The sequence below is a fragment of the Argonema antarcticum A004/B2 genome (genome assembly GCF_023333585.1).
Taxonomy (GTDB): domain Bacteria; phylum Cyanobacteriota; class Cyanobacteriia; order Cyanobacteriales; family Aerosakkonemataceae; genus Argonema; species Argonema antarcticum.
Map to the genome: position 1 here is coordinate 14,384 of NZ_JAIQZN010000073.1, position 22,693 is coordinate 37,076.

18 protein-coding genes are annotated in these 22,693 nt (G+C 45.2%); 11 read left to right on the top strand and 7 right to left on the bottom strand.

Annotated features, from left to right (window positions below; all coding sequences use genetic code 11):
• Positions 1-32: 32 nt before the first annotated feature.
• From LAY57_RS25520 to LAY57_RS25530, 3 genes are all read left to right on the top strand, one after another.
• The gene (locus tag LAY57_RS25520) at positions 33-815 is read left to right on the top strand and encodes an MBL fold metallo-hydrolase (protein WP_249069934.1); all 783 of its coding nucleotides are present in this window, start codon (positions 33-35) and stop codon (positions 813-815) included.
• A gap of 344 nt (positions 816-1,159) precedes the next feature.
• Positions 1,160-2,449 (top strand): aminopeptidase P N-terminal domain-containing protein, encoded by a 1,290-nt coding sequence (locus LAY57_RS25525; protein ID WP_249069917.1) that lies wholly within the window; start codon positions 1,160-1,162, stop codon positions 2,447-2,449.
• Positions 2,446-2,982, top strand: a complete 537-nt coding sequence (locus LAY57_RS25530) for a DUF421 domain-containing protein (RefSeq protein ID WP_249069918.1) — start codon at positions 2,446-2,448, stop codon at positions 2,980-2,982. The genes LAY57_RS25525 and LAY57_RS25530 overlap by 4 nt, the downstream gene beginning before the upstream one ends.
• 178 nt (positions 2,983-3,160) lie before the next feature.
• Here LAY57_RS25530 and LAY57_RS25535 read toward each other — a convergent pair whose 3' ends face one another.
• From LAY57_RS25535 to LAY57_RS25545, 3 genes are read right to left on the bottom strand one after another with little or no spacing between them, the layout of a single operon-like run.
• A complete protein-coding gene (locus LAY57_RS25535) occupies positions 3,161-3,340 on the bottom strand; it encodes a hypothetical protein (protein WP_249069919.1) in 180 nt (59 codons plus the stop codon).
• Between the two features lie 22 nt (positions 3,341-3,362).
• Positions 3,363-4,013, bottom strand: coding sequence for an RES family NAD+ phosphorylase (locus tag LAY57_RS25540; RefSeq protein ID WP_249069920.1), 651 nt, complete (start codon positions 4,011-4,013; stop codon positions 3,363-3,365).
• Complete coding sequence (locus LAY57_RS25545) at positions 3,970-4,233, bottom strand: MbcA/ParS/Xre antitoxin family protein (protein WP_249069921.1); 264 nt, start codon at positions 4,231-4,233, stop codon at positions 3,970-3,972. Before LAY57_RS25545 ends, LAY57_RS25540 begins: the two co-directional genes overlap by 44 nt.
• A 227-nt stretch (positions 4,234-4,460) precedes the next feature.
• On the opposite strand from LAY57_RS25545, the gene LAY57_RS25550 reads away from it, so the two are divergent.
• The 5 genes from LAY57_RS25550 (at position 4,461) to LAY57_RS25570 (ending at position 10,124) form a co-directional block, all read left to right on the top strand.
• A complete protein-coding gene (locus LAY57_RS25550) occupies positions 4,461-6,023 on the top strand; it encodes a peptide ligase PGM1-related protein (protein WP_249069922.1) in 1,563 nt (520 codons plus the stop codon).
• 243 nt (positions 6,024-6,266) lie between these two features.
• On the top strand, positions 6,267-8,033 hold the full coding sequence (locus tag LAY57_RS25555) for a serine/threonine protein kinase (protein ID WP_249069923.1): 1,767 nt from the start codon (positions 6,267-6,269) through the stop codon (positions 8,031-8,033).
• Positions 8,034-8,053: 20 nt separating this feature from the next.
• Entirely contained in the window at positions 8,054-8,857 is an 804-nt protein-coding gene (locus LAY57_RS25560) for an Rpn family recombination-promoting nuclease/putative transposase (RefSeq protein ID WP_249069924.1), read from the top strand.
• 15 nt (positions 8,858-8,872) lie between these two features.
• Complete coding sequence (locus LAY57_RS25565; RefSeq protein ID WP_249069925.1) at positions 8,873-9,124, top strand: RpnC/YadD family protein; 252 nt, start codon at positions 8,873-8,875, stop codon at positions 9,122-9,124.
• On the top strand, positions 9,111-10,124 hold the full coding sequence (locus LAY57_RS25570) for a glycerophosphodiester phosphodiesterase (protein WP_249069926.1): 1,014 nt from the start codon (positions 9,111-9,113) through the stop codon (positions 10,122-10,124). Before LAY57_RS25565 ends, LAY57_RS25570 begins: the two co-directional genes overlap by 14 nt.
• A 27-nt stretch (positions 10,125-10,151) precedes the next feature.
• On the opposite strand, the gene LAY57_RS25575 is transcribed toward LAY57_RS25570, so the two are convergent.
• Positions 10,152-11,138 (bottom strand): tetratricopeptide repeat protein, encoded by a 987-nt coding sequence (locus tag LAY57_RS25575; protein ID WP_249069927.1) that lies wholly within the window; start codon positions 11,136-11,138, stop codon positions 10,152-10,154.
• Positions 11,139-11,493: 355 nt separating this feature from the next.
• Between LAY57_RS25575 and msrA the strand changes: the two genes are divergently transcribed.
• Together msrA and LAY57_RS25585 are read left to right on the top strand one after the other, a co-directional pair.
• Positions 11,494-12,156, top strand: a complete 663-nt coding sequence (gene msrA, locus LAY57_RS25580) for a peptide-methionine (S)-S-oxide reductase MsrA (RefSeq protein ID WP_249069935.1) — start codon at positions 11,494-11,496, stop codon at positions 12,154-12,156.
• A gap of 641 nt (positions 12,157-12,797) precedes the next feature.
• Positions 12,798-13,463: a M23 family metallopeptidase gene (locus LAY57_RS25585; protein WP_249069928.1), complete on the top strand. Its 666-nt coding sequence runs from the start codon at positions 12,798-12,800 to the stop codon at positions 13,461-13,463.
• A gap of 193 nt (positions 13,464-13,656) precedes the next feature.
• On the opposite strand, the gene ftsH is transcribed toward LAY57_RS25585, so the two are convergent.
• Positions 13,657-15,531, bottom strand: coding sequence for an ATP-dependent zinc metalloprotease FtsH (gene ftsH / locus LAY57_RS25590; protein WP_249069929.1), 1,875 nt, complete (start codon positions 15,529-15,531; stop codon positions 13,657-13,659).
• Between the two features lie 317 nt (positions 15,532-15,848).
• Between ftsH and LAY57_RS25595 the strand changes: the two genes are divergently transcribed.
• Entirely contained in the window at positions 15,849-21,155 is a 5,307-nt protein-coding gene (locus LAY57_RS25595; protein ID WP_249069930.1) for an AAA family ATPase, read from the top strand.
• A 25-nt stretch (positions 21,156-21,180) separates the two neighbouring features.
• Here LAY57_RS25595 and LAY57_RS25600 read toward each other — a convergent pair whose 3' ends face one another.
• Together LAY57_RS25600 and LAY57_RS25605 are read right to left on the bottom strand one after the other, a co-directional pair.
• Positions 21,181-21,936 (bottom strand): glycoside hydrolase family 24 protein, encoded by a 756-nt coding sequence (locus tag LAY57_RS25600; RefSeq protein WP_338022492.1) that lies wholly within the window; start codon positions 21,934-21,936, stop codon positions 21,181-21,183.
• Positions 21,937-21,960: 24 nt separating this feature from the next.
• Positions 21,961-22,620, bottom strand: coding sequence for an SDR family oxidoreductase (locus LAY57_RS25605; RefSeq protein ID WP_249069931.1), 660 nt, complete (start codon positions 22,618-22,620; stop codon positions 21,961-21,963).
• Positions 22,621-22,693 lie beyond the last annotated feature (73 nt).

Sequence of the window (22,693 nt, forward strand, 5' to 3'; positions counted from 1 at the left end):
TTAATCACCATTATCGATCGCAAGAAGACATGATGAAACGGCGACAGTTGATGCGCTACGCTGGGGCGAGTTTGCTTGCGGCTGTAGGAACTACCTGGGCTTCAGGATTTCAATCTTATCGATCGCAGACAGGTGGCTCGCTGTCGATGCAGTGGCTGGGTCATACCTGCTTTTTGTTTGCTGGTAATAACCAGCGCATCTTGGTAAATCCATTTCGGACGCTGGGCTGTACGGCTAAATATCGATCGCCTAAACTACCATCTGATGTAGTGCTGATTAGCAGCCAGTTATTCGATGAAGGCTCCGTGGAAGGATTACCCGGCGATCCCAAAATCATCTATGAGCCAGGTGTTTATCAATACAACGGTATACAGTACCAAGGTATTGGCACAAACCACGATCGATTGGGCGGACGCCAATTTGGTACAAATACAGCTTGGCGCTGGACTCAAGCCGGAATCAATATCCTGCATTTAGGTGGAGCCGCTGCGCCGATTGAGCTTGAGCAGAAAATTTTGATGGGCCGTCCCGATGTGCTGCTAATCCCTGTCGGTGGTGGAGCTAAAGCTTATACGCCCCAGGAAGCAAAACAGGCGATCCAAACCCTTAACCCGAAGCTGGTGATTCCCACCCATTACCGCACGCAAGCAGCCGATCCCAATCCCGATAGTTGCGATATTGTGTCTCTCGACGACTTTCTGAAGTTGATGGATGGTATGACGGTACTCCGTAATAATAGCGATACCTTTACGCTTACTTCTGCTGATTTGCCAGCGAATGGTACTGCGATCAAAGTTTTTAGTTACAAATTTTAGAAATCGCCTAACGACTAAAGTCGCGACTACACAAACAAAGCCTGCCTTCGCAGGCTAAATACCCCGAAAAATCGCCTAATTTTTTTGTGTCAGCGACTAGATACATATCGAGGTCGCCCTTATTTTTGGCAGTAATTTTTCCTAACCCAAAATTAGATATCCGTACTGTATATAGCAACCGCTCTCGTCGGTTAAGGCAACTCCAACTCTTACTTCTTTTCCAAATCCCTTACGGAGTAAACTTTTCCCTCTCCCCTCTTCCCTAGCCCCTAGCCCCTAGCCCCTAGCCCCTAGCTATAGTAAACTACTTTAGCAGAATGGAAAGAAAACAAAGCTAAACAATTATGCAAGCAGAATATCGCCAGCGTCGCGAACAATTGATGGCTAAGATTGGCAATAGCACAGCAATATTCCGCAGTGCTACAACTGCCGTGATGCACAATGATGTAGAATACAATTTTCGACAGGATAGCGATTTTTTCTACTTGACTGGGTTTAACGAACCGGAAGCGGTAGTAGTTTTGGCACCGCATCATTCAGAACATCGCTTCGTTCTGTTTGTCCAGCCGAAAGATCCAGAAAAGGAAACGTGGACGGGATACCGCGTTGGTGTGGAAGCAGCGAAGGAACTATATGGGGCAGATGAAGCTTATTCTATTGCAGAATTGAATGAAAAGCTGCCCAAGTATCTGGAAAAGGCCGATCGCATTTATTATCATCTGGGACGGGATGAAAAATTCAACAATACTATCCTCAAACACTGGCGGGGGTTGATCGCAACTTATGGCAAACGGGGTACGGGGCCGATCGCTATTGAAGACTCAAACTTTGTGCTTCATCCCATGAGGTTGGTAAAAAGTCAAGCTGAATTAGAGTTAATGCGAAAAGCAATAAATATTTCCGTAGAAGCGCATAATCACGCACGGGAATTTACCCAACCGGGGCGTTACGAATACGAAATACAGGCAGAAATCGAGCATATCTTTCGGTTGCGGGGCGGCGTAGGGCCAGCTTATCCCTCAATTGTGGCATCTGGCGCTAATGCCTGCGTCCTGCATTACATCGAGAACGATCGCCAAATGCAGGATAATGAATTACTGCTGATTGATGCCGGTTGTTGTTATGGTTATTATAACGGTGATATTACGCGCACATTTCCAGTAGGAGGTAAGTTTACGCCAGAACAAAAGACGATTTACGATCTAGTTTTGTCGGCGCAACTGCAAGCTCTAGCCCAAGTCCAACCTGGTAATTCTTGGAACTTAATTCACGATACTGCTGTGCGCGTGCTAGTAGAAGGTATGCTGGATTTGGGAATTCTCCAAGGCAATATCGACGAATTGATTAAAGAGGAAAAATACAAACCTTATTATATGCACCGTACCGGACATTGGTTGGGTTTAGATGTTCACGATGCTGGTATGTATAAGCAAGGCGAAGAAACTTGGCAGATTTTGCAACCGGGACAAATTTTGACAGTAGAACCGGGAATTTATATTGCGCCTAATGTGAAACCAGCAGAAGGACAACCGGAGGTAGATAATAGGTGGCGCGGTATTGGAATTCGCATTGAAGATAATGTGTTAGTTACTGAGTCAGGACATGAAGTATTAACTGCGGGTGTTCCTAAATGATGGATTTATTGTTTAAGGTCGATTGGTATAGGATATTCGTTCCGAGTACCTCAGTAGCCGAACTTGTTGTGCGCGGATCGTTGGTTTACTTGATGCTTTTTGCGGTGCTGCGCTTTCTTCCTAACCGCCAACAAGGAACGGTGGGGATTTCAGATTTGCTGGTGGTGGTGCTGTTTGCCGAAGCTGCCCAAAATGCGATGACAAGCAATTATACTGCGATCGCAGATGCTATTATTCTTGTGGGCACGATCGTCTTATGGAGCTACACTTTAAACTGGCTTGGCTATAAAATTCCCCGCTTTCAGCGCTTCCTCAACCCACCGCCCATGCCCCTGGTAATGAACGGTCGCATCCTACGCGAAAACATGGCACAGCAATTGATTACCCAGGATGAGTTGATGAGTATTCTTCGCAAGCAGGGCGTGCAAAAGCTGAATGAGGTGAAGTTGGCATTTATGGAGTCTGACGGAAGTATCAGTGTCATCGCCCATTCCCAAAAATCTCTGGTTGAGAATGAGACAAAGGAAGGCTAAGCGTTACTCAAATTGGTGCTGTTAGTAATTGAATCCGAAATTCAGCACCTTGACTTTCCGTATTTATAGCAACCGCCAGGGCGGTTAAGACATTCTTAATTCTTGAAACGTTGGCGGATTCTAAACCCTTCTTCCCCTAGCCCCTAGTCCCTAGCTATACTATTCTATTTGAGCAGCTTTAGCAGAAGACCAGTAACCGCTCAATTAGCTGTTTGCCACCGCTTTCTCGTCTGCAATTGGCTCTGAGGAAGGCTGATTGACGGCAGGCGTCGGTGTATAGTTGGTTATGCCAGACATATTGGGTTAACAGACTTGAATTATATAGATCGTAGTCTGCCAGCAACGAAAAGCGATACATTTAATTCTGCCTTAAGTCTCCTTCAAGGAAGTTGTGCAATAAGCATACCAGAATCATCGTAAGCGCGTAAAAAGCTACCAGATGAGAGCCTATCTGTAAATACAACTAGGTTGCTGTTAGGATAAACCAAAGCTGAAGGAACTTTCAATGCTTCGATGCTTTGTAAGTTGTACGCAGCAACTCCGAGTGCTTGAGTTGGGGCGATGTTGCCTTTGGCATTAAATGTCACAAGCCATAATCCCGTCAGTTCCTGCAAATTTGTCCCTAAAGCAGTTTGGATGTTTTCTTCAGTGAGGTCAATCACAGAATTAAGCTTGTACTCAATGGTGAATTCAGTGCGTGGTGTAGCTGCTTGAACCTCAAGTAGTCCAGCGGCTGTTTCGACTAAGATTCTTACCTCTCTACGAGCATTTTCGCGAGTGTCAGCTAAGTAGAGCGCTCCAAATCCTTGAGTAAATGATTGCGGTGAGTTGTATCTTCCACCAACTACGAGAGAGCCTGTGGTGGACAAGGGGGTGTTGGCAAATCTTTCAGGCACGGAACGGTATGCCACTCCTTGTGCGGGTGGGGTTGGCAAGACAGCCAAAGCAGTAATGAGTTCGTTACCAGTTAACACTTTTAGATAAGCCTTAGCCAGGAATTCCTTGTTCGATCGCTCCAACGAGAGTCTCAACTACCTCAATCTTGCCCTCGTCCAGGTAAGACATCGGTGTACGGCTCCCCAACCAAGGGTGTGGTGAAGATAGCCAGAGATTAACCTGTTCTTTTGAGCCACCTAGCAAATAAAGTAACCGCTCAATTAGCTGTTCGCGTCCGGTTGTCTCGTCTGCAATTGGCTCTGAGGAAGGCTGATTGACGGCAGGCGTCGGTGTATAGTTGGTTATGCCAGACATATTGGGTTAACAGACTTGAATTATATAGATCGTAGTCTGCCAGCAACGAAAAGCGATCGTTACCACCCTGTAAGTTTATATTTAAATATCAAAGAAACCGGGTTTCTTCCTCACAAACCCGGTTTCTGCGTAAGTTCGCGGTGAAATAATTGTTCCTTGCGGTATATTTTACTCACCTTACCAGCCACTGTAAGATCGCTCTCGGTGGGAATCGGTGGGTTGGGATTATGGAAGCGTTGGATCTTTCTTCTTCAAAAGAGTCAGACAAATTTCGGCTTCTTCAGGCTCAATTGCGCGATCGCTGGGAGTCGATCGAAGGATTGGACAATCCTGATTACGATATCTTGGTGGTTCCTTCCCTCAGCTTGGATCGGGGAGAATTGCTGAAAATTGAGGGCTTCCTGAACTATGAAGAAAGGTTGCTATTTTCGTTAATTCGGTTGCAGAGCCCTCGAACGCGGGTGATTTACGTGACTTCGCAGCCGCTATCGCCGATTGTGATTGATTACTACCTGCAATTGCTCCCTGGCATCCCTTTTTCCCACGCTCGCGATCGGCTCTTATTATTCTCCACCTACGATTCTTCTACCACACCTCTAACCCAAAAAATATTAGACCGGCCCCGCTTGATGGAGCGCATTCGGCAGTCATTGCGCCTCGAAAAATCCTTCATGATTTGCTACAACTCAACGATCGTAGAGCGAGATTTATCTGTCCAATTAGGCGTACCCCTACTGGCGGCAGATCCTGATTTGCTTTACTGGGGAACTAAAAGCGGCAGTAGGCAAATCTTTGCTGAGTGCGGCGTTTCCCATCCAGATGGTAGCGAACTTGTGATGAGTGCAGAAGACCTTGCGGAAGCGGCAGCAGAATTGTGGGAACGCCAACCTTCTTTGCAGCGAATGGTAGTCAAACTTAACGAAGGATTTTCGGGAGAAGGTAATGCACTGCTGGACTTAAACCCGCTCCAGCATAAGGCTCCAGGTTGTGCATCCCACAAAGAAAGAGTTGCTGCTATTTGCGATCGCTTCCCTTTTTTGAGCTTTCAAGCCAAAAATGAAACTTGGTCAAACTTTTCTAGCCGCATCCCAGAATTAGGAGCAATTGTCGAAGCTTTCATTGAAGGAGAAGAAAAGCGAAGTCCCAGCGTTCAAGGTCGGATCGCACCGAATGGAGAAGTAGAAATTCTCTCCACTCACGATCAAATTTTAGGTGGTTCCGGCGGTCAAATTTACTTGGGTTGCTATTTCCCAGGAGACGAAACTTACCGCTTGCAATTGCAGCAATTCGGATTGCGGGTTGGTCGAAATCTGGCCGAAAAAGGAGCGTTAGAACGCTTTGCCGTTGATTTTATCGCCGTTCGCCAACCTGACAAGGCAGGTAAGCCACAGTGGGATCTCCAAGCGATAGAAATCAACCTACGTAAAGGCGGCACCACCCATCCATTTATGACCCTCAAATTCTTAACTAACGGTCGTTATGATATGGCTACCGGCTTATTTTACAGCCAGCAGGGATGTCCGAAATATTACATTGCCACCGACAACTTGCAAAAAGAGCGCTATCGGGGTCTGCTTCCAAACGATTTGATGGACATCATTGCCCATCAGCGGCTGCATTTTGATAGCAGTACCCAGACAGGCACCGTGTTCCACTTAATGGGTTGTCTCTCCGAATTCGGCAAGTTGGGATTAACCAGTATCGGCAATTCTCCCCAACAAGCTAAAGATATTTACAATCGGGTTATTAACGTGCTGGATGAAGAAACGAAACAACAGCAAAAATTTTAACCTCTGCCGGTAGTTCACAAGAAAACTAACTTTCAACCAAGTCTTTGTTTTGGACTACTGCTTAGTTTTTATCTAAAATTTCGTTGCCGAATCCTTATTAAAGGCTGCTTAATCTAACAAGCCACAACTGGACAACGGGAAAAATTCCTTTGGGGTCGTGTAGAATCAAGACATTCTGCATCTTCTCTAGCGCTGTTTGTCCCAAGTTGCCTTGTTTGTCCCAAGTTGCCTTTTAATTGAGCTGTGCATCAACAATCTGTTGCGACTGCTGTCCATTGTATCAATCCTGCTTGTCCGCGCCCCTATCCTCAGAGTATAGGGAACAATTTTTGTAACATTTGTGGCTCACCGCTGCGGCTGAAAGATCGCTACATTCCGCTAGAAAGGCTGGGATTTGGTGGATTTGCTGCCATCTACTCAGTCTGGGATCGAAAGACGGAAACAGAACGAGTGCTGAAGGTGTTGGTGGAAACATCTCCTAAAGCCTTGTCGATGTTTGAGCAAGAAGCTCAAGTATTGGGGAGTCTGCGCCATCCGGGAGTACCAAGAATAGAGCCTGATAGTTATTTTCAGGTAATGGTGGGCGAGCGACCCCAGCGGTTACTACCCTGTCTGGTGATGGAAAAAATATCCGGTCAGACGTTGGAGGATATTCTCAAACACCATCCCCAAGGTTGTCCTGAAGCGTGGGTACTCAACTGGCTGAAGCAGGCGGTGCAGATTTTACGGGAGTTGCACCTGCGTAAGATTATCCATCGCGACATCAAACCGTCTAACCTCATGCTGCGATCGGCCCTTAATAATGGGCGATCGAAGGGCGATCGATTGGTACTGATTGATTTTGGCGGCGCAAAACAAATAGGCCCAGCCCATTCCAATTCTCAAGCTAGCTCAACGCGGTTATTTTCGCCCGGTTACAGTCCACCAGAACAGATTGCTGGAGGTGTGGTAGGGCCATCTGCCGATTTCTACGCGCTAGGTATGACGTGCATTCACTTGCTGACGGGCAAATATCCTCCCGATCTGGAAGACCCAAATACTGGGCAATTACGTTGGCGTCCTTATGTTAAAGTTAGCCCAGCTTTTGCCGCCCTGTTGGATGATATGGTGCGGCCAGATATGGGTCAAAGACCAACTAATGCCAGAGAAATTATCAAGCGTCTACGGCATATTTCGCCAAGACAGATAACGCCAACTACGGCGGCGGAGTCTGTTTGGAAGATTGTGACCAAATCGGTGGAAATTTGCCTCAATTTTTTGTTGGTTGGTATTTCACTGAGTTGGAAATGGTTTAAATGGTTGATTATTTCTGCTTACCATCTCACTATCCAGTTGGTAAAAGCTGGCTTCGGTACGCTTTTGGAGATGGTAGGCGGCGGTATTGGTGGGGGTGTGGGTGCGGGAATTGGCTTTTGGTTAGCCGATCGCACCTCAAATAATTTTCGGCTGCCCAGTCCCATTTTGCAACATTTGCCCGACTGGGTTGCTAATATTGCGATCGCTGCCAGTAAACCCCAGATGATCGTATTTGCATTAGCTGGTTTGGGAACCGCCTGGGGTTTGACCCAGGTAAAAAGTTTGGGTCAGCAGCAGCGGCGATATTTAATCGCAGGAATCATGGGCGTCTTGGGCTATGTTGTTGGGTGGTTAATTTTGCAAAGAGTAGCACCTTCAGGAGTAATAGCACCTGACGATTTAGTAATAATGACCGCCGTTGCAGCTTTTACGTTAACTCTGGGATTGAGATTGCCCAGTCACGATTTGGTTCATGCTATATTTACCGCCATTGGCACAGCCAGTTTCTTTGTCGGTTTGGTCACCCTCACCATCAAGTTTTTGCCGGTAACTGCTATTTTTGGTTTTTCTGATGCCTTTTTCACTACCCTCAATTGGACTAATTTTGGTTTCTGTATCGCCTTTTTCAGTCTGTTGGGCATCATCCTTGGCTTCTGGTTAGGTATCAGCTATTATTTGTTTGTGCCTTTTCTGCGACTATTGGGTTTCCGCTGAATAGCAAATCAAAATAAAAAGTGAAAACAGACACCATTTTTTACCAACTTTTCAAAGAATTTCCCAACATATTCTTTGAGTTAATCGGCAAGCCTGACACCAACCTCAATGCCTACGAATTCACTGTCCCTGAAATCAAAGAGCAAGGCTTTCGGTTGGACGGCTTATTTTCAACTTTAGAAGAGTTTTCGACCGAACCAATCTACTTTGTCGAAGTCCAATGTTATAAAGACGAAGAATTTTACGAGCGACTATTCGCCGAAATATTTCTTTACTTCCGGCAATATAAACCAGCCAATCCGTCCTGGTACGCTATAGTTATATACGATCGCCGCAGTAACGAAACCCCATGCCACCCGCGCTATCGCGTGTTAGTGGAGAATCACCTGCGCCGCTTCTACCTGAATGAAATAGAACCCGCCGCCGACGAGTCTCTGGGAACAGGTATCCTGAGATTAATTGTAGAGACTCCCAAAAATACTAGCACCCGCGCTCAAGAGCTAATTAACAAAGCCAGAGTTGAATTGGTAGATGACATTATCCAGCGGCAAGTGCTAGAATTTATAGAAACAATAGTTGTGTACAAATTTCCTAATTTAGGTAGAGAGGAAATAGAAGCCATGCTAGGACTAGATTTACTCAGACAAACCAGAGTTTATCAAGAAGCCAAAGAAGAAGGGATTGAAGAAGGGATTGAACGGGGAAAGCTACAAAATAAATTAGAAATGGTGCCTTTGCTACTGGAACTGGGATTAAGCATTCAGGAAGTTTCAGTCCGCTTACAGCTTGATGAGGAAACTGTAAGAAAAGCGGCAGAGAATTAAATTTAGTCTAATAGTATGAACATAAAAATTATGTCAATGCTCGATCTTATCAGACATACCAAAGTTTATCAAGAAGCTTACGAAGAAGGTCTCAAGGAAGGTCACGAACAAGCGCTCGAACAAGCCATCGAACAGGGCAAACTACAATCTAAATTAGAAATGGTGCCTTTGCTACTGGAACTGGGATTAAGCGTTCAGGAAGTTGCAGTCCGCTTACAACTCGACCCAGAAACTGTAAGAGAAGTGGCGGAAAATGACTGCTGGTGAAATGATCGAAACGGCATCTCGTCCGATTATTATTGCCCACCGAGGCGCAAGTGGTTTGCGTCCTGAACATACTTTAGCTGCTTATGAATTAGCCATTGATTTGGGCGCTGATTTTATCGAACCAGACTTAGTTTCAACTAAAGATGGGGTGCTAATTGCTCGTCACGAAAATGAAATATCTGAGACTACTAATGTAGATGAACATCCAGCATTTTTCAACCGCAAAACTACTAAAATTATTGATGGACAAACAGTAAGTGGATGGTTTGCTGAAGACTTTACTTTAGCTGAAATTAAGACGCTACGTGCTAAAGAACGTCTGCCGTTTCGCGATCGGGCCTTTGACGGCCAATTTCCCATTCCCACCCTCCAAGAAATCATCGATTTAGCTAAGTGCAAAAGTACCCAAACAGGACGCACTATTGGTATTTACCCAGAAACAAAACACCCGACTTTTTTTGATGCCATTGGTTTATCTCTAGAAGAGCCTTTAGTCGAAATCCTTCACGCTAACGGATACAATAAAGCTGACGATCGCATTTTCATTCAGTCGTTTGAAACGGCAAATCTCAAACAGTTGGATAAAATGACAAATTTGCCGCTGATCCAGTTACTAAGCGCTACTGGTAAACCTTATGATTTGGCGATAACGAACGATGTTCGCACTTATAAAGATATGACTTCTCCCGATGAATTAGTCAAAATCGCTGAATATGCTGACGGAATTGGGCCGGATAAACGTATGATAGTTCCTGTGGATGAAAACGGTAAATTGTTACAACCGACATCTTTAATTCAGGATGCTCATGCGGTGGGTTTGTTGGTGCATCCATATACGTTTCGTAATGAAGCGCAGTACTTAGCGCCAGACTACAATCACAATCCAGAAGCGGAATACGAGCAGTTTTTTAATCTCGGTGTGGATGGATTGTTTACTGATTTTCCCGCTACTGCTTTTGGCGCGTTGCAACCTAATTACAATTTCAGATTTCAGATTTAAAATCTAAAATCTAAAATTCTTTGATGACTAATTAGGTTGCATCCGCCGCAGCTCATAAATAATCTCCTTAACTGTTTTTGCATTGGGAGATTGAATTTGCTCAAATATTTCTAAGGTTTGACGTAAATATACAAGTGCGGTCGTAAAATCTCCCTGGGTGGCTAACAATTGTCCTAACATTCCCATTGTTGTGGCTTTTCCTTCGATATCGTCGCTTTGTTCTTTGAGTTCTAGGGATTGTTGATAAAAATCGATCGCCTCCTCAATTCTACCTAACTGTTTGTATAGTTCGCCCAACTGATGCAATGTGGCGGCTTTACCTTCGATGTCGCCAATGCCTTCTTTGATTTCCAAAGATTGCTGATATAAGTCGCTTGCTGCCTCTAATTGTCCGTGATGAGCGTAAATAACGGCTAGACAGTGCAATGTGGCGCTTTTACCCTGGAGATCGTTGACGCTTTCTTTGAGGGATAGGGACTCCTGAAATAGCGCGATCGCATTTTTAACTTCTCCCTGATTTGCTTTGAGAATCGCCAGCTGGTGCAGCGTCGCCGCCTTACCCTGGATATCGTTTATACTTTCTTTTAGCCGAATTGACTGCTGACAAAGGGCGATCGCATCTTTAACTTGTCCCTGATTGGCTTTAATCATTGCTAGCGAATGCAGAGTTTGCGCCTGCGTCTCCTCATCGCCAATGCTTTTTGCCAGTTTGAGCGATCGCTCGAACAAACGGATGGCATCCTTAAAATGTCCCTGATTGGCTTTCAGGGTCGCCACCTGATATAATATTGTGGCTATACCCTCTGTGTCGCCGATCCGCTCGTAGATTTTCTGACATTGCTCGTAGAGAGCGATCGCTTCATCGATTTTTCCCTGATTGGCTTTGAGAAGCGCCAGCTGGTGCAATTTCTCTGCCTTACCCTCAGCATCATTTCTGCGTTCATCGACTTCTAGCGCTTGCTGTAAGAGCGCGATCGCTTGTTCGATTTGTTTTTCTTGGGTTTGCTTAACCATGCTTGCTGGTTCTTTTCTTTGAGTTGTCAGTATTTGTGTTTCAATACTGTCCTAACATATCTTAACTGCTATATATAACAACTATGTGTATATTGTGTTGATATCATGCGTCATTAGTCATTAGCCTCAGTCCTGATATAGATATTTTGCACAAGCGACACTGAAGATATTTTTGGCTCTTCCGTACTTACTATTGAGTAGAGGGGGAGAGGGGGAGAGGAGAAAAGAAATAAAAATGTTCTTAGGTGAACAAAAGCATAGCAACTCCGAAAGAGCCACAAAGTGCGATCGCCTGCCTAGAAGCGTTATATTAAATAATGTAACGTACTTCTATCAAAAATCAGAGTCAAAAATAATGGGACTATTCGGAATTGGCAAAAAGGCTACTTTACCCACACCAGAACAAGCTTTGCCGGGACGCGCAGAAACCATGCCAGTCCCCTCCAAACACTATGTTAACGCCAACCCGCTGAAACCGCCCTTTCCCGATGGAATGGAAACCGCAATGTTTGGGATGGGTTGTTTCTGGGGTGCAGAACGCAAATTCTGGCAGTTGGAGGGAGTTTACACCACCGCAGTGGGTTATGCGGCGGGGGTGACACCCAACCCCACTTACCAAGAGGTATGTTCGGGAATGACTGGTCATAATGAAGTCGTTCTCGTTGTTTTTGACCCGAAAGTTATCAGTTACGAACAACTTTTGAAAGCCTTCTGGGAAAGTCACAATCCTACCCAAGGAATGCGTCAGGGTAATGACGCTGGCACTCAGTATCGTTCGGGTATTTATGTTTACTCCCAGAACCAGAAAAAATTAGCTGAAGCATCGCGAGACGCATATCAGCAAGCGCTCAAAGCATCAAATTACGGTGAGATTACCACTGAGATAATTGATGCGCCTGAGTTTTATTACGCCGAAGGTTACCATCAGCAATATCTGGCGAAAAATCCGGGTGGGTATTGCGGTTTAGGCGGTACAAAAGTTTGTTTTCCCGGTATGGCTGAATCATCGGTGAAGTAGTCAAAGGTATGTTGTTGCGCTTTTGCGCTAAAGCGCAACAACGTACCTAAAGAATTATGTCAGTAGATAATTGTAGGTTGGGTTTCGTTACCTCAACCCAACCATGCTTTTATAAGCCTTATTATAAAAGTGCGATCGCAAGTTTCAATAAAATGGGTTCAATCAACCGTATTTCTATAACTTCAACAGTAAGAAGTATTACCGCTCATAAAGGAAAGCTGCCAGACTCCTACTGTTAGATAAATACCCCAAATAAATATTCCCAAAAATGTTAAAATTTTTAACGTAGAAATTGCGGAATCTATGACCCCAAAATTTAATTTGCTTTTAATTTTCCTCTGAAACCTCCTGCCATTCCCCAAACTCCTGTTGGCAAAGACAGTAGTAATACCAGTAAGGCGATAAGCGAATATCGCTTTAGCTCCATCTACAAGTAAGCTGCTATTCAACTGGATGCAATATATACTTTAGCAATTTTCTAAAGATCCGTGCGATCGCGCTTGTTAAATTTTCTTACTTTGAGCCATTTCTCTTTAACGAAACGTAATCAACCAAAATGATATCAGAGGAGAGTAATCGAGATAGAATACAGCCGATAAAACTTTCGCTCTCACAACGCGCTTTGTAGCGCAGGGAACATAATGCGTCATTTGATTTGGTTGTTGAGCCGTGAACCCAAACACCAAAAATTGAAGCCGTCAAAGAAAACTGGCAAGCGCCTAGTCCGTTTTGGAACTACTCTATTTTTTGTAGTCTTGGGTTTAGTAACATTTCTCGCATTGGGATTTCAAGCAGAAAAAGCTAAAGCAATGGAAATTGCAGATAGTATAATGCGATCGAATTTGCGAGACACTTCTTTCCCCGTCGAAAACTTTCAACGCTATTCCTCCGCTTACGGTTATAGATTAAATCCAGATGGTTCTGCCGGTTGGGGATTTCATCGCGGTATAGATATCGCAGCTCCAGCAGGTAGCTACATCCGCAGTTGGTCAAACGGTGAAGTTGTGGAAGTTGCGAACGATCGCCTTTGTGGAACTAAAGTTGTAGTTAAATCAGGCTCCTGGCAACATATTTATTGTCACCTCAAAGGGCGTGCCGCCAGTTCACCCCAGGGACGTTACCTCAACGATCCCGAAAGTGGCCTCCAAATATGGGAAGGACAGCAAATCAGCGCCGGTAACCGCATTGGTCGAGTCGGAACAACCGGCAGAACCACCGGCCCTCACCTGCACTGGGGATTGAAGTACTATAACACCTATGTCGATCCCGGCTTAGTTCTCCAGGCAATGTATCGGCAACAAAACTAGGGCCGCTACGCGGAAGTCAAAAGTCAAAAGTCAAAAGTCAAAAATCCTTTGAATTAGGACTTACGCAACTGGCACATTATGGTAGGGTGCGTCAGAAACTGAAATCCTGATTCTAGCGATCTATAATTTCGTCTGACGCACCCTACAAGCCTCTTTTTTTCTTTTGACTTTTGACTTTTGACTTTTGACTTCCCTATTGCTGGGGCAGCGGAATATATTCAGCAACAATTTTACGGAATTGCTCGCCGTCGATCGTTTCTTGGTCGATCAACAAATCCACCAAGCGATCGATCAAAGTGCGATTTTCCCGAATTATCCGTTTTGCTTGGACGTAGCAATGGTCAACAATCGATCGCACCTGAGCATCAATACGAGCTGCTATTGCTTCCGAATACTCCGATCGGGCCGTAAAGTCGCGGCCCAAAAACACCTCATTATTTTGACTTTCCAGAGACATCGGCCCCAAATCCGACATCCCGAAGCGAGTCACCATCTGCCGAGCTCGCGAAGTCACCACCGCCAGATCGTTCCCCGCTCCAGTAGTGATTTCCGTCTCACCAAAAATCACCTCCTCAGCCGCTCGACCGCCCAAAGTGGCCGTGATGTCAGCTAGCAGCTGAGACTTTGACTCCAAACCCAACTCCTCAGCGGGGCTAAACCAAGTTAAACCCAGGGCTCGTCCGCGAGGCAGAATAGTGACTTTCTCCAAAAGATCGTGCTGGGGAAGCAGAGTCCCCACCACCGCGTGACCGACTTCGTGATATGCAATCAAGCGTTTCTTGCTGCTGTCTACCAGGGGCGTCCGTTCCATCCCAGCAACAACCCGGTCAACCGCGTCGTTGATTTCCAGGATAGTAATAGCTTCTTTACGCCGACGAGCGGTGAGAATTGCCGCTTCGTTGAGCAAATTAGCCAAATCAGCACCAGTAAATCCAGGAGTACGGCGGGCAACAGCTTCCAGAGAAACTTCCGGGGCGATTTTCTTGTTGCGGGCATGAACCTTCAAAATTTCCAAACGCCCTTTAAGATCGGGAGAATCGACAATCACTTGGCGATCGAATCTTCCCGGACGCAATAAAGCCGAATCGAGAACATCGGGACGGTTAGTAGCAGCGATGATAATAATACCGTTGTTGCCTTCAAAGCCGTCCATTTCCGTCAGCAGCTGATTGAGAGTCTGTTCTCTTTCGTCATTACCGCCGCCGATGCCCGTACCCCGCTGACGCCCAACAGCGTCAATTTCATCAATAAATACCAGACAAGGAGCGTTTTCTTTCGCTTTTTTGAACAAGTCGCGCACGCGCGAAGCACCCACTCCCACGAACATCTCCACAAATTCGGAACCGGAAATGCTGAAGAAAGGAACACCTGCTTCACCGGCAATAGCTTTGGCTAGCATAGTTTTGCCAGTTCCCGGAGCGCCAATCAGCAGCACTCCTTTGGGAATGCGAGCGCCAATAGCGCTGAAACGTTCCGACTGTTTGAGGAAAGTGACGACTTCAGCGAGTTCTTCTTTAGCTTCTTCGATCCCAGCAACATCGTCGAATTTGATGCCGGTTTTGGCTTCCATCTGAAAGCGGGCGCGAGATTTGCCAAAGCTCATCGCTTGGTTGGACGCATTGGCAGATCTCCGCAAAATCATTAGCAATCCTGAGATTACCAGCATTACCAAGAGTAGATTGACCACAAACCCCAAAGCAGCCGTGCGATCGGCAGATGCCTGTTCTGCAAAGTCAATTCGCTTCGATCGCAGTTTGCTAATTAGCTCCGGGTTTTTGGCAAATAGATTCACCTGTACCAGAGACGTGCCCTGCTTTTTATCCTTTAAAGTAACTTTGGCAACATTTTGGGTTGGGTCAATTTCAACTTTCGTGACTTCGCCACTATCTATCTTCTTGAGCAAATCGGTATAAGTCAGGGATGGTTGCTGCTGAGCAGAAGCCGGGAGTGGGGTACTTCCTAGCAAAACACCCTGCAAAATCAACCAACTAGCCGTCAGAGCAAAAGTTCCTGCCAAACCTCTCTTAGGTGCTTGCCCGATCCATTTTTGGATTGAGGAATTTTTCATAATGCGATCGCCCTTTTCCTGCTGCTATTACCCGCCTTAGCGTTGGGGATGTGAGAAAATATGCCCCCAAATCCAGTGTAACGAAGGAGAGGCACTCTCAGCGTATGGGGCATGACCCATAGGGCATGGGGCATAAGACAACGGGAATCTCCCTTGCCTTCCCAGTCAACAATTTTTGTTCAAATTCCAAAAGAGTTTCAAGCGCCTTGTCAAACCCTTAACCCAGGGATTATCTTAAAATTAAACAATACTTTATTTATCCACATTGCATCTACCTTCAGAATTATTTAACCTAATTTAAACCAGAGAAATTAAATATGCTTAACATTCCCGGCGTTTCCGTTCAAGCCCAAATCTATGAAAGTGCCAACTCCCTAGTTTATCGAGCAATCCGAGAGCAAGATAACGAACCCATCATCCTCAAAGTTCTCAAAGAAGATTATCCCACGCCGCAAGAACTCACTCGTTACCGCACTGAATACCGCATTACCCAAGAGCTGAAAGAGGCGGGAGTCGTGCGGGTTTATGACTTGCAAAAATACCAAAACACCCTTGTGATGTTTGTGGAGGACTTTGGCGGCGAATCCGTGAAAATTTGGATGCAGCAGCGCCAGTTTAGTCTCAAGGAATTTCTACAAATTGCGATCGCCACCACTGAAATTTTAGGGCAAATTCACCGCGCCAACGTCATCCACAAAGATATTAACCCCTCAAATATTGTTTACCAGCCAGAAACGGAACAATTAAAAATTATTGATTTTGGCATTTCCACTCAGCTAAGCCGAGAGACACCGATACTGACAAACCCCGGCGTTTTAGAAGGAACTCTCGCTTACATATCGCCGGAACAAACTGGCAGGATGAATCGCACTCTCGATTACCGGACTGATTTTTACTCCCTCGGTATCACCCTTTACGAATTGCTAACAGGAAAACTACCTTTTGAGACAGAAGATGCTTTAGAACTGGTTCACTGCCACATTGCCAAACAACCAATTCCTGCCCACGAAATAGAGCCACAAATTCCCGTAATTGTGTCTCTAATTGTCAGTAAATTGATGGCGAAGAATGCCGAAAACCGCTATCAAACAGCCTGGGGAATCAAGCAGGATTTAGAAATGTGTCTGGTTCAATTACAAGAAACCGATAGCATAGAAGAATTTGCCTTGGCAACGCGGGATATTACAGACCGTTTCCTGATTCCCGAAAAGTTATACGGGAGAGAAACTGAAGTTGATAATCTATTAGCAGCCTTTGAACGAGTCAGTACAGGTAGCGCTGAAATGATTCTGGTAGCTGGCTTTTCTGGGATTGGTAAAACCGCAGTAGTGAACGAAGTCCACAAGCCGATAGCCCGACAGCGTGGCTATTTTATTAAAGGCAAATACGACCAATTCCAACGCAATATTCCCTTCAGTGCATTTGTGCAAGCATTTCGGGAATTGATGGGGCAATTATTGTCAGAATCCGATGCTCAATTACAAACATGGAAAACTCTGATTCTCACAGCAGTAGGCGAGAGTGGGCAAGTGTTGATTGAGGTAATTCCTGAATTAGAACGCATCATTGGCGCTCAACCGATCGTACTAGAACTTTCAGGGAGTGCAGCACAAAATCGCTTTAATCTGCTGATGCAAAAGTTTGTGCAAGTATTTACTACTGCCGAACATCCCTTAGTGATGTTTTTGGACGATTTGCAGTGGGCAGATTCGGCATCGCTGAAATTGCTACAAGTGTTAATGCAGGATACGGGGCATCTATTGGTGTTGGGTGCTTATCGGGATAATGAGGTATCTCCTACTCATCCATTTATGTTGACAGTAGATGAGATTATTAAGTCTGGGGCAGTGGTGAATACGATTACGTTGCAACCGTTAAGTTTAGCAGATATGAATCAGTTGGTAGCAGATACGCTGATTTGTGATTTATCCTCTTCTCAACCCTTGACAGAATTGGTTTATCAAAAAACCAAAGGTAATCCCTTTTTCTCGACTCAATTCCTTAAGTCGTTATATGAAGATGGTCAAATTAGCTTTGACTGGGATGTACGGCATTGGCAGTGCGATATTAATCGAGTTACATTTGCCGATGCCTCGGATGTGGTGGAGTTTATGGCGGCGCAATTACAGAAGTTGCCCAAAGAAACTCAGGAGGTTCTCAAACTGGCGGCTTGTATTGGGGCGCAGTTTGATTTAGAGACATTGGCAGTAGTCAGTGAAGAATTACCAGAACAAACGGCATCAGCATTGTGGAAAGCTTTGCAAGAAGGACTTATTTTACCCATTACAGAGGGCTATAAGTTTATTCAAATAGATGCTCAATTGCCTACTAATTATGTTGCCAATCCAATTTATAAGTTCCTGCACGATCGCGTCCAGCAAGCAGCTTATTCCCTAATACCCGAAAACCAAAAACAAGCCACTCATCTCAAAATTGGACAGTTACTCCTACACAAATATTCTGACATAGAAAGAGAGGAAAAACTATTTGATATTGTCGGGCATTTGAATCAAGGAATTGAGTTAATCAATCAATTAAGCGAACGCGAAGCCTTAGCCCAACTCAACTTAGAAGCGGGAGGTAAGGCAAGAAGTTCTACCGCATACTCTGCGGCAAATATCTATCTGCAAACAGGGATTGAGCTACTAGCAGCCAACTGCTGGCAAAGTCAGTATGAATTGACCCTGCATCTCTATATTGCTGCTACCGAAGCCGCCTATTTGAATGCTGACTTTGAGGGTATGGAACAGATGGCAACACAGGTATTGCAGAATGCTCAGACAATTTTAGACAAAATCAAAATTTACGAAATTTTAATCGCCGCCCAGACAGCCCAAGGCAAGATGTTGGAGGCGATCGCAGTGGGTAGAGATGTATTGGGGCAATTAGGGGTTGAACTCCCCGCCACACCTGACGAAGCCAAAATTAGCCAAGCGCTACAAACCGTCAATAGCCGGCTTCAGGGAAGAAAAGTTGGGGAATTGATTGACCTGCCAGTGATGACTAATCTCCAAACTCAGGCAGCTATGCAACTGCTAGGAATGTTGGTTTCAACCATTTTTCAAGCAATGCCAACTTTGCTGCCCCTACTTAGCTCTACGATGGTGAGTTTATCGCTCCAATTTGGGAATGCACCTGCATCGACGGTGGGATATGCAATTCATGGTATGGTGCTGTGTGCATTTTTGGGAGAGGCGAAAACGGGCTATGACTTTGGGAAATTGGCACTGAACTTACTGGAGCGGTTCAATGTGCGGGAATTCAAGTCTACAATTCGGGCTCTGTTTGGGGGCTTTATTCAGCATCACCAAGAATCTCTCTTGGCAACGATACCGACGTTAAAAGATGGCTTTACGGCTGGCATGGAAACTGGCGACTTTCTACCCGCTGGCTACAGCATAGATATGTACTTTTATGCCAAATTTTTCGGTGGGGTAGAAGTAGACACTTGGGAAACTGAAATAGTAAGTTACAGCGCTGCCTTGGCTCAGGTGAAGCAATATTCTGCACAGGGTTTTTTGAATATAACGCAGCAGACGATGAAGAACTTGAGGGAAACCCTTAGTCAACCGGATTGCTTAATGGGAACTGCCTACGATGAAACAGTGATGCTTCCTAAGCACCATCAGGATAATGAATTCACGGCGATCACTGTTGCCTACACCAAAAAACTGCTGCTTGCTTACTCCTTTAGTAATTACACGACTGCCCTTGACCACATTGCTCAAGTCAAGCCGTATTTGATGGCATTATCGGGAACGATTCATGTTCCCATTTTTCATCTGTATGCCGCCCTCACGCACTTGGCACTCTTCCCCACACAGCCAGAAACCGAGCAAGCTGAAATTCTTACTCAGGTTGAAACCCATCAAACCACGCTGAAACAATGGGCGCAAAATGCTCCGATGAATCATCTGCATAAATGGTATTTAGTTGAGGCCGAAAAACATCGAGTTTTGGGCAATAAAGCTGAGGCGATTGAAATGTACGATCGCGCCATTTCTGGAGCCAAAGAAAATCAATTCCTCAACGAAGAAGCATTAGCTAATGAACTAGCAGCAAAATTTTACCTAGAATGGGGTAAAGAAAATTTTGCTCAAATCTACATAATTCAGGCGTATTATTGTTATATCCAATGGGGAGCAACTGCTAAGGTAAAAGATTTAGAAACGCGATATCCCCAGTTATTGAAAGCAATTCAACCTGGAAATAAAAACACTAAAACTACGACATCAGTGACGACCACGAGTTCTGGTTCTAACTTAGATATCACCACAGTAACGAAAGCTTCCCAGGCAATCTCTGGCGAAATATTGCTAGATAAGTTACTGTCTAGCTTGATGAAAATTTTGATAGAAAATGCGGGGGCGCAACGAGGCTCTCTGATTTGGCCAAGCCAGGGAAAACTATTAATTGAAGCTGAAGGGACAATCGATGACGATCTCGTCACTGTGTTGCAGTCAATCCCTGTTGAGCACTGTCAAGAAATTTCCTCCTCGATTGTTAATTATGTGGCTCGAACTCAAGAAAGTGTGGTATTAGATGATGCTGTCCAATCAGGACAATTTACCAACGACCCCTACATCCAAAAGAATCAGCCAAAATCAATTTTATGCGTGCCGCTGATTAATCAATCTCAAATCATTAGTATTGTTTACCTAGAAAATAATTTGACAGCCGGAGTTTTTACGCCAGAAAGAGTAGAACTATTAAAAGTATTATCTGGACAGGCGGCTATCTCGATTCAAAATTCTAAGCTTTATACAGAAGTCCATAAAAATGAATTAAGGTTGGCTCAACTCAACAAAGCTTACGAGCGTTTTGTCCCCAATCAATTTCTCCAGTTTTTAGGAAAATCAAGCATTATTGATGTGAAATTGGGCGACCAAGTGCAGTTGGAAATGTCGGTGTTGTTTTCCGATATTCGCGACTTTACTACTCTTTCAGAAAGGATGACGCCGGAGGAGAATTTCAGATTTATCAACTCCTATCTCAGTCGCATGGAACCAGTTATTAATGAAAATAACGGGTTTATTGATAAATATATTGGCGATGCGATTATGGCGCTGTTTAGCGGCGAGGCGGATAATGCAGTGAGAGCGGGAATTGCCATGCTGTATCGCCTAGTTGAATATAATCAACACCGCGCTAATTCTGGCTATGCGCCGATTCAGATTGGGATTGGCATTAATACTGGAACTTTGATGCTAGGAACGGTGGGCGGTCAAAATCGCATGGATGGTACGGTAATCAGCGATGCAGTTAATTTAGCTTCTCGCGTGGAGGGGTTGACGAAAAATTATGGGGTGTCGCTATTAATCACTCAGGAAACTTACTCGCGTTTAGAAAATCCATTCCAGTACGCAATCCGCACTCTCGATACGGTAAAAGTTAAGGGAAAATCTGAATTAGTCACGGTTTATGAGGTGTTTGATGCTGACCCGCTAGAAATCAAAGCGGGAAAGTTAGCTACACTGCAATTGTTTGCTGAAGCTTTGGCGATTTACTCGGAAGGCAAGTTGGCTGAAGCGGCGCGGCTGTTTGCGGAGTGTTGTCATCAGAATCAGGGCGATCGCGTTGCTAAAATTTATTTTGAACGTTGTCAGCAAGCGAGTTATGGCTAGGGACTAGGGTCAGAGGGGCTAGGGACTAGTCCCTAGTCACTAGCCCCTCTGACCCAGATGCTCTTAATTCTTCTTGCAGGATCTGCTGATAAATTTTTGGTAAATTTTTAGACATCGAATTAGTTTCGATTCCATATCCCAAACTCGTCCAAGTGCCAGAAAGCAGCCGCAACACCTCTTTCAACTTTCCCTGACGCAGCTGCTTGGAAATATCAGATCCCCAGACTTCGCGATCGCTTAACCAAGCATAAACCACCGCATCCTGATATTCGGGCTCAAAACTGTAGGTAGTCCACAAAAAAAAGTGGGACGGCTTAGGATGATAACGCCTAGCGTTCTTTATCCAAGTCCGATTCAACATTTGATATCGTCCAGCCGCCGTCGAGCAATTTCCCTTGTTAGGGCCAGTAACAATTGTGACGCATCGCTGAGGATGATGGCTAAGGTCGCCGACCTGTTCCCCTCCGTAAATCACCGAGTAGGGTTGTCGCACATTCGACTCGCTCGCAGAAATTGTTCGCATCAAAGCGCGAATATAGGGGTCGCCCCCTTTCATCACCAGCGGTATCGTGCCATATAAGCCGGTAGTGGGGTCACGGTGACTTTGCCGGTCTTGAAAAGAAGACCACATTAGTAACACCAAAATCAGCGCCAAAGCAGCGGCACTACCGGCAAGGAGACGCCTTAAGGCTAAATAGGGCAATTTTTGTGTTGGAACCTTCCGCCGTGGCGATGAGCCTGACGGGATAGGCTGACGCGATCGCTGAACCAAATTCGACACTCCTCACCATTGCGTGCCATTCAATTACGCCAAACTGGCAAATAGCTCTTGCCAGTTTTTTTCTGGAGCCTCTGCCTTGGCAATAATTTCTACAATTTTATTACGAGCCGACGGTTGAAATAGTGCTTCAACACACACTTGCGCTACTTTAGTCCGGGGGATACGGCCATCAAACAGCGTGTCAACGGCAGACATCACTACTGGGTATGGATTTTCGTCATTTTGTAGGCCACCGGGACGCACGATGGTATAAGTTAAGCCACTTTTCTGAAGGTACTCTTCTGCTTGCTTTTTCCATACCAAAATTAGCCAAAATAAATTTAGCGGATGGAATAGTTGGGAGGTACACAAAGAAGTAACCAGTACAAAATGCTCAATTCCCTTAGCTTTGCCTGCGTCCACCAGATTTTTGGTGCCCTCCCAGTCTACCTTATATGGCCCAGTCGGATCGAAGCTGGGACTAGCACCCGTAGCACAGAGTATCGCAGTGCTATCAGCTATGGCGGTTTTGAGGCTGTCTGGATTGAGGACATCGCCCACAACTAACTCAGCTGCATCAGGCAGAATTAACCTAGCTTTCTCTAAGTCTCGGACTAAAGCCCGGACGGGTATATTGCTAGAGACCAGCTCTTTTACAATCCGGCGACCAGTTTCGCCTGTTGCCCCTGCTACAAATACTTTCATAAAAACACTCGGTAAGTGGGAAACTCAGAGTCTTTAGACCTGAGAGGGAAACGACACGAGCGGTTTTAACCGC

Bases quoted from the DNA above. Each gene is read 5' to 3' on its own strand.
- LAY57_RS25585 (WP_249069928.1), top strand. From the start codon at position 12,798: ATGCGTCATTTGATTTGGTTGTTGAGCCGTGAACCCAAACACCAAAAA.
- ftsH (WP_249069929.1), bottom strand. From the start codon at position 15,531: ATGAAAAATTCCTCAATCCAAAAATGGATCGGGCAAGCACCTAAGAGA.
- LAY57_RS25565 (WP_249069925.1), top strand. From the start codon at position 8,873: ATGAACATAAAAATTATGTCAATGCTCGATCTTATCAGACATACCAAA.
- LAY57_RS25595 (WP_249069930.1), top strand. From the start codon at position 15,849: ATGCTTAACATTCCCGGCGTTTCCGTTCAAGCCCAAATCTATGAAAGT.
- LAY57_RS25535 (WP_249069919.1), bottom strand. From the start codon at position 3,340: ATGTATCGCTTTTCGTTGCTGGCAGACTACGATCTATATAATTCAAGT.
- LAY57_RS25545 (WP_249069921.1), bottom strand. From the start codon at position 4,233: ATGTCTGGCATAACCAACTATACACCGACGCCTGCCGTCAATCAGCCT.
- LAY57_RS25605 (WP_249069931.1), bottom strand. From the start codon at position 22,620: ATGAAAGTATTTGTAGCAGGGGCAACAGGCGAAACTGGTCGCCGGATT.
- LAY57_RS25530 (WP_249069918.1), top strand. From the start codon at position 2,446: ATGATGGATTTATTGTTTAAGGTCGATTGGTATAGGATATTCGTTCCG.
- LAY57_RS25570 (WP_249069926.1), top strand. From the start codon at position 9,111: ATGACTGCTGGTGAAATGATCGAAACGGCATCTCGTCCGATTATTATT.
- LAY57_RS25575 (WP_249069927.1), bottom strand. From the start codon at position 11,138: ATGGTTAAGCAAACCCAAGAAAAACAAATCGAACAAGCGATCGCGCTC.
- msrA (WP_249069935.1), top strand. From the start codon at position 11,494: ATGGGACTATTCGGAATTGGCAAAAAGGCTACTTTACCCACACCAGAA.
- LAY57_RS25520 (WP_249069934.1), top strand. From the start codon at position 33: ATGAAACGGCGACAGTTGATGCGCTACGCTGGGGCGAGTTTGCTTGCG.
- LAY57_RS25525 (WP_249069917.1), top strand. From the start codon at position 1,160: ATGCAAGCAGAATATCGCCAGCGTCGCGAACAATTGATGGCTAAGATT.
- LAY57_RS25550 (WP_249069922.1), top strand. From the start codon at position 4,461: ATGGAAGCGTTGGATCTTTCTTCTTCAAAAGAGTCAGACAAATTTCGG.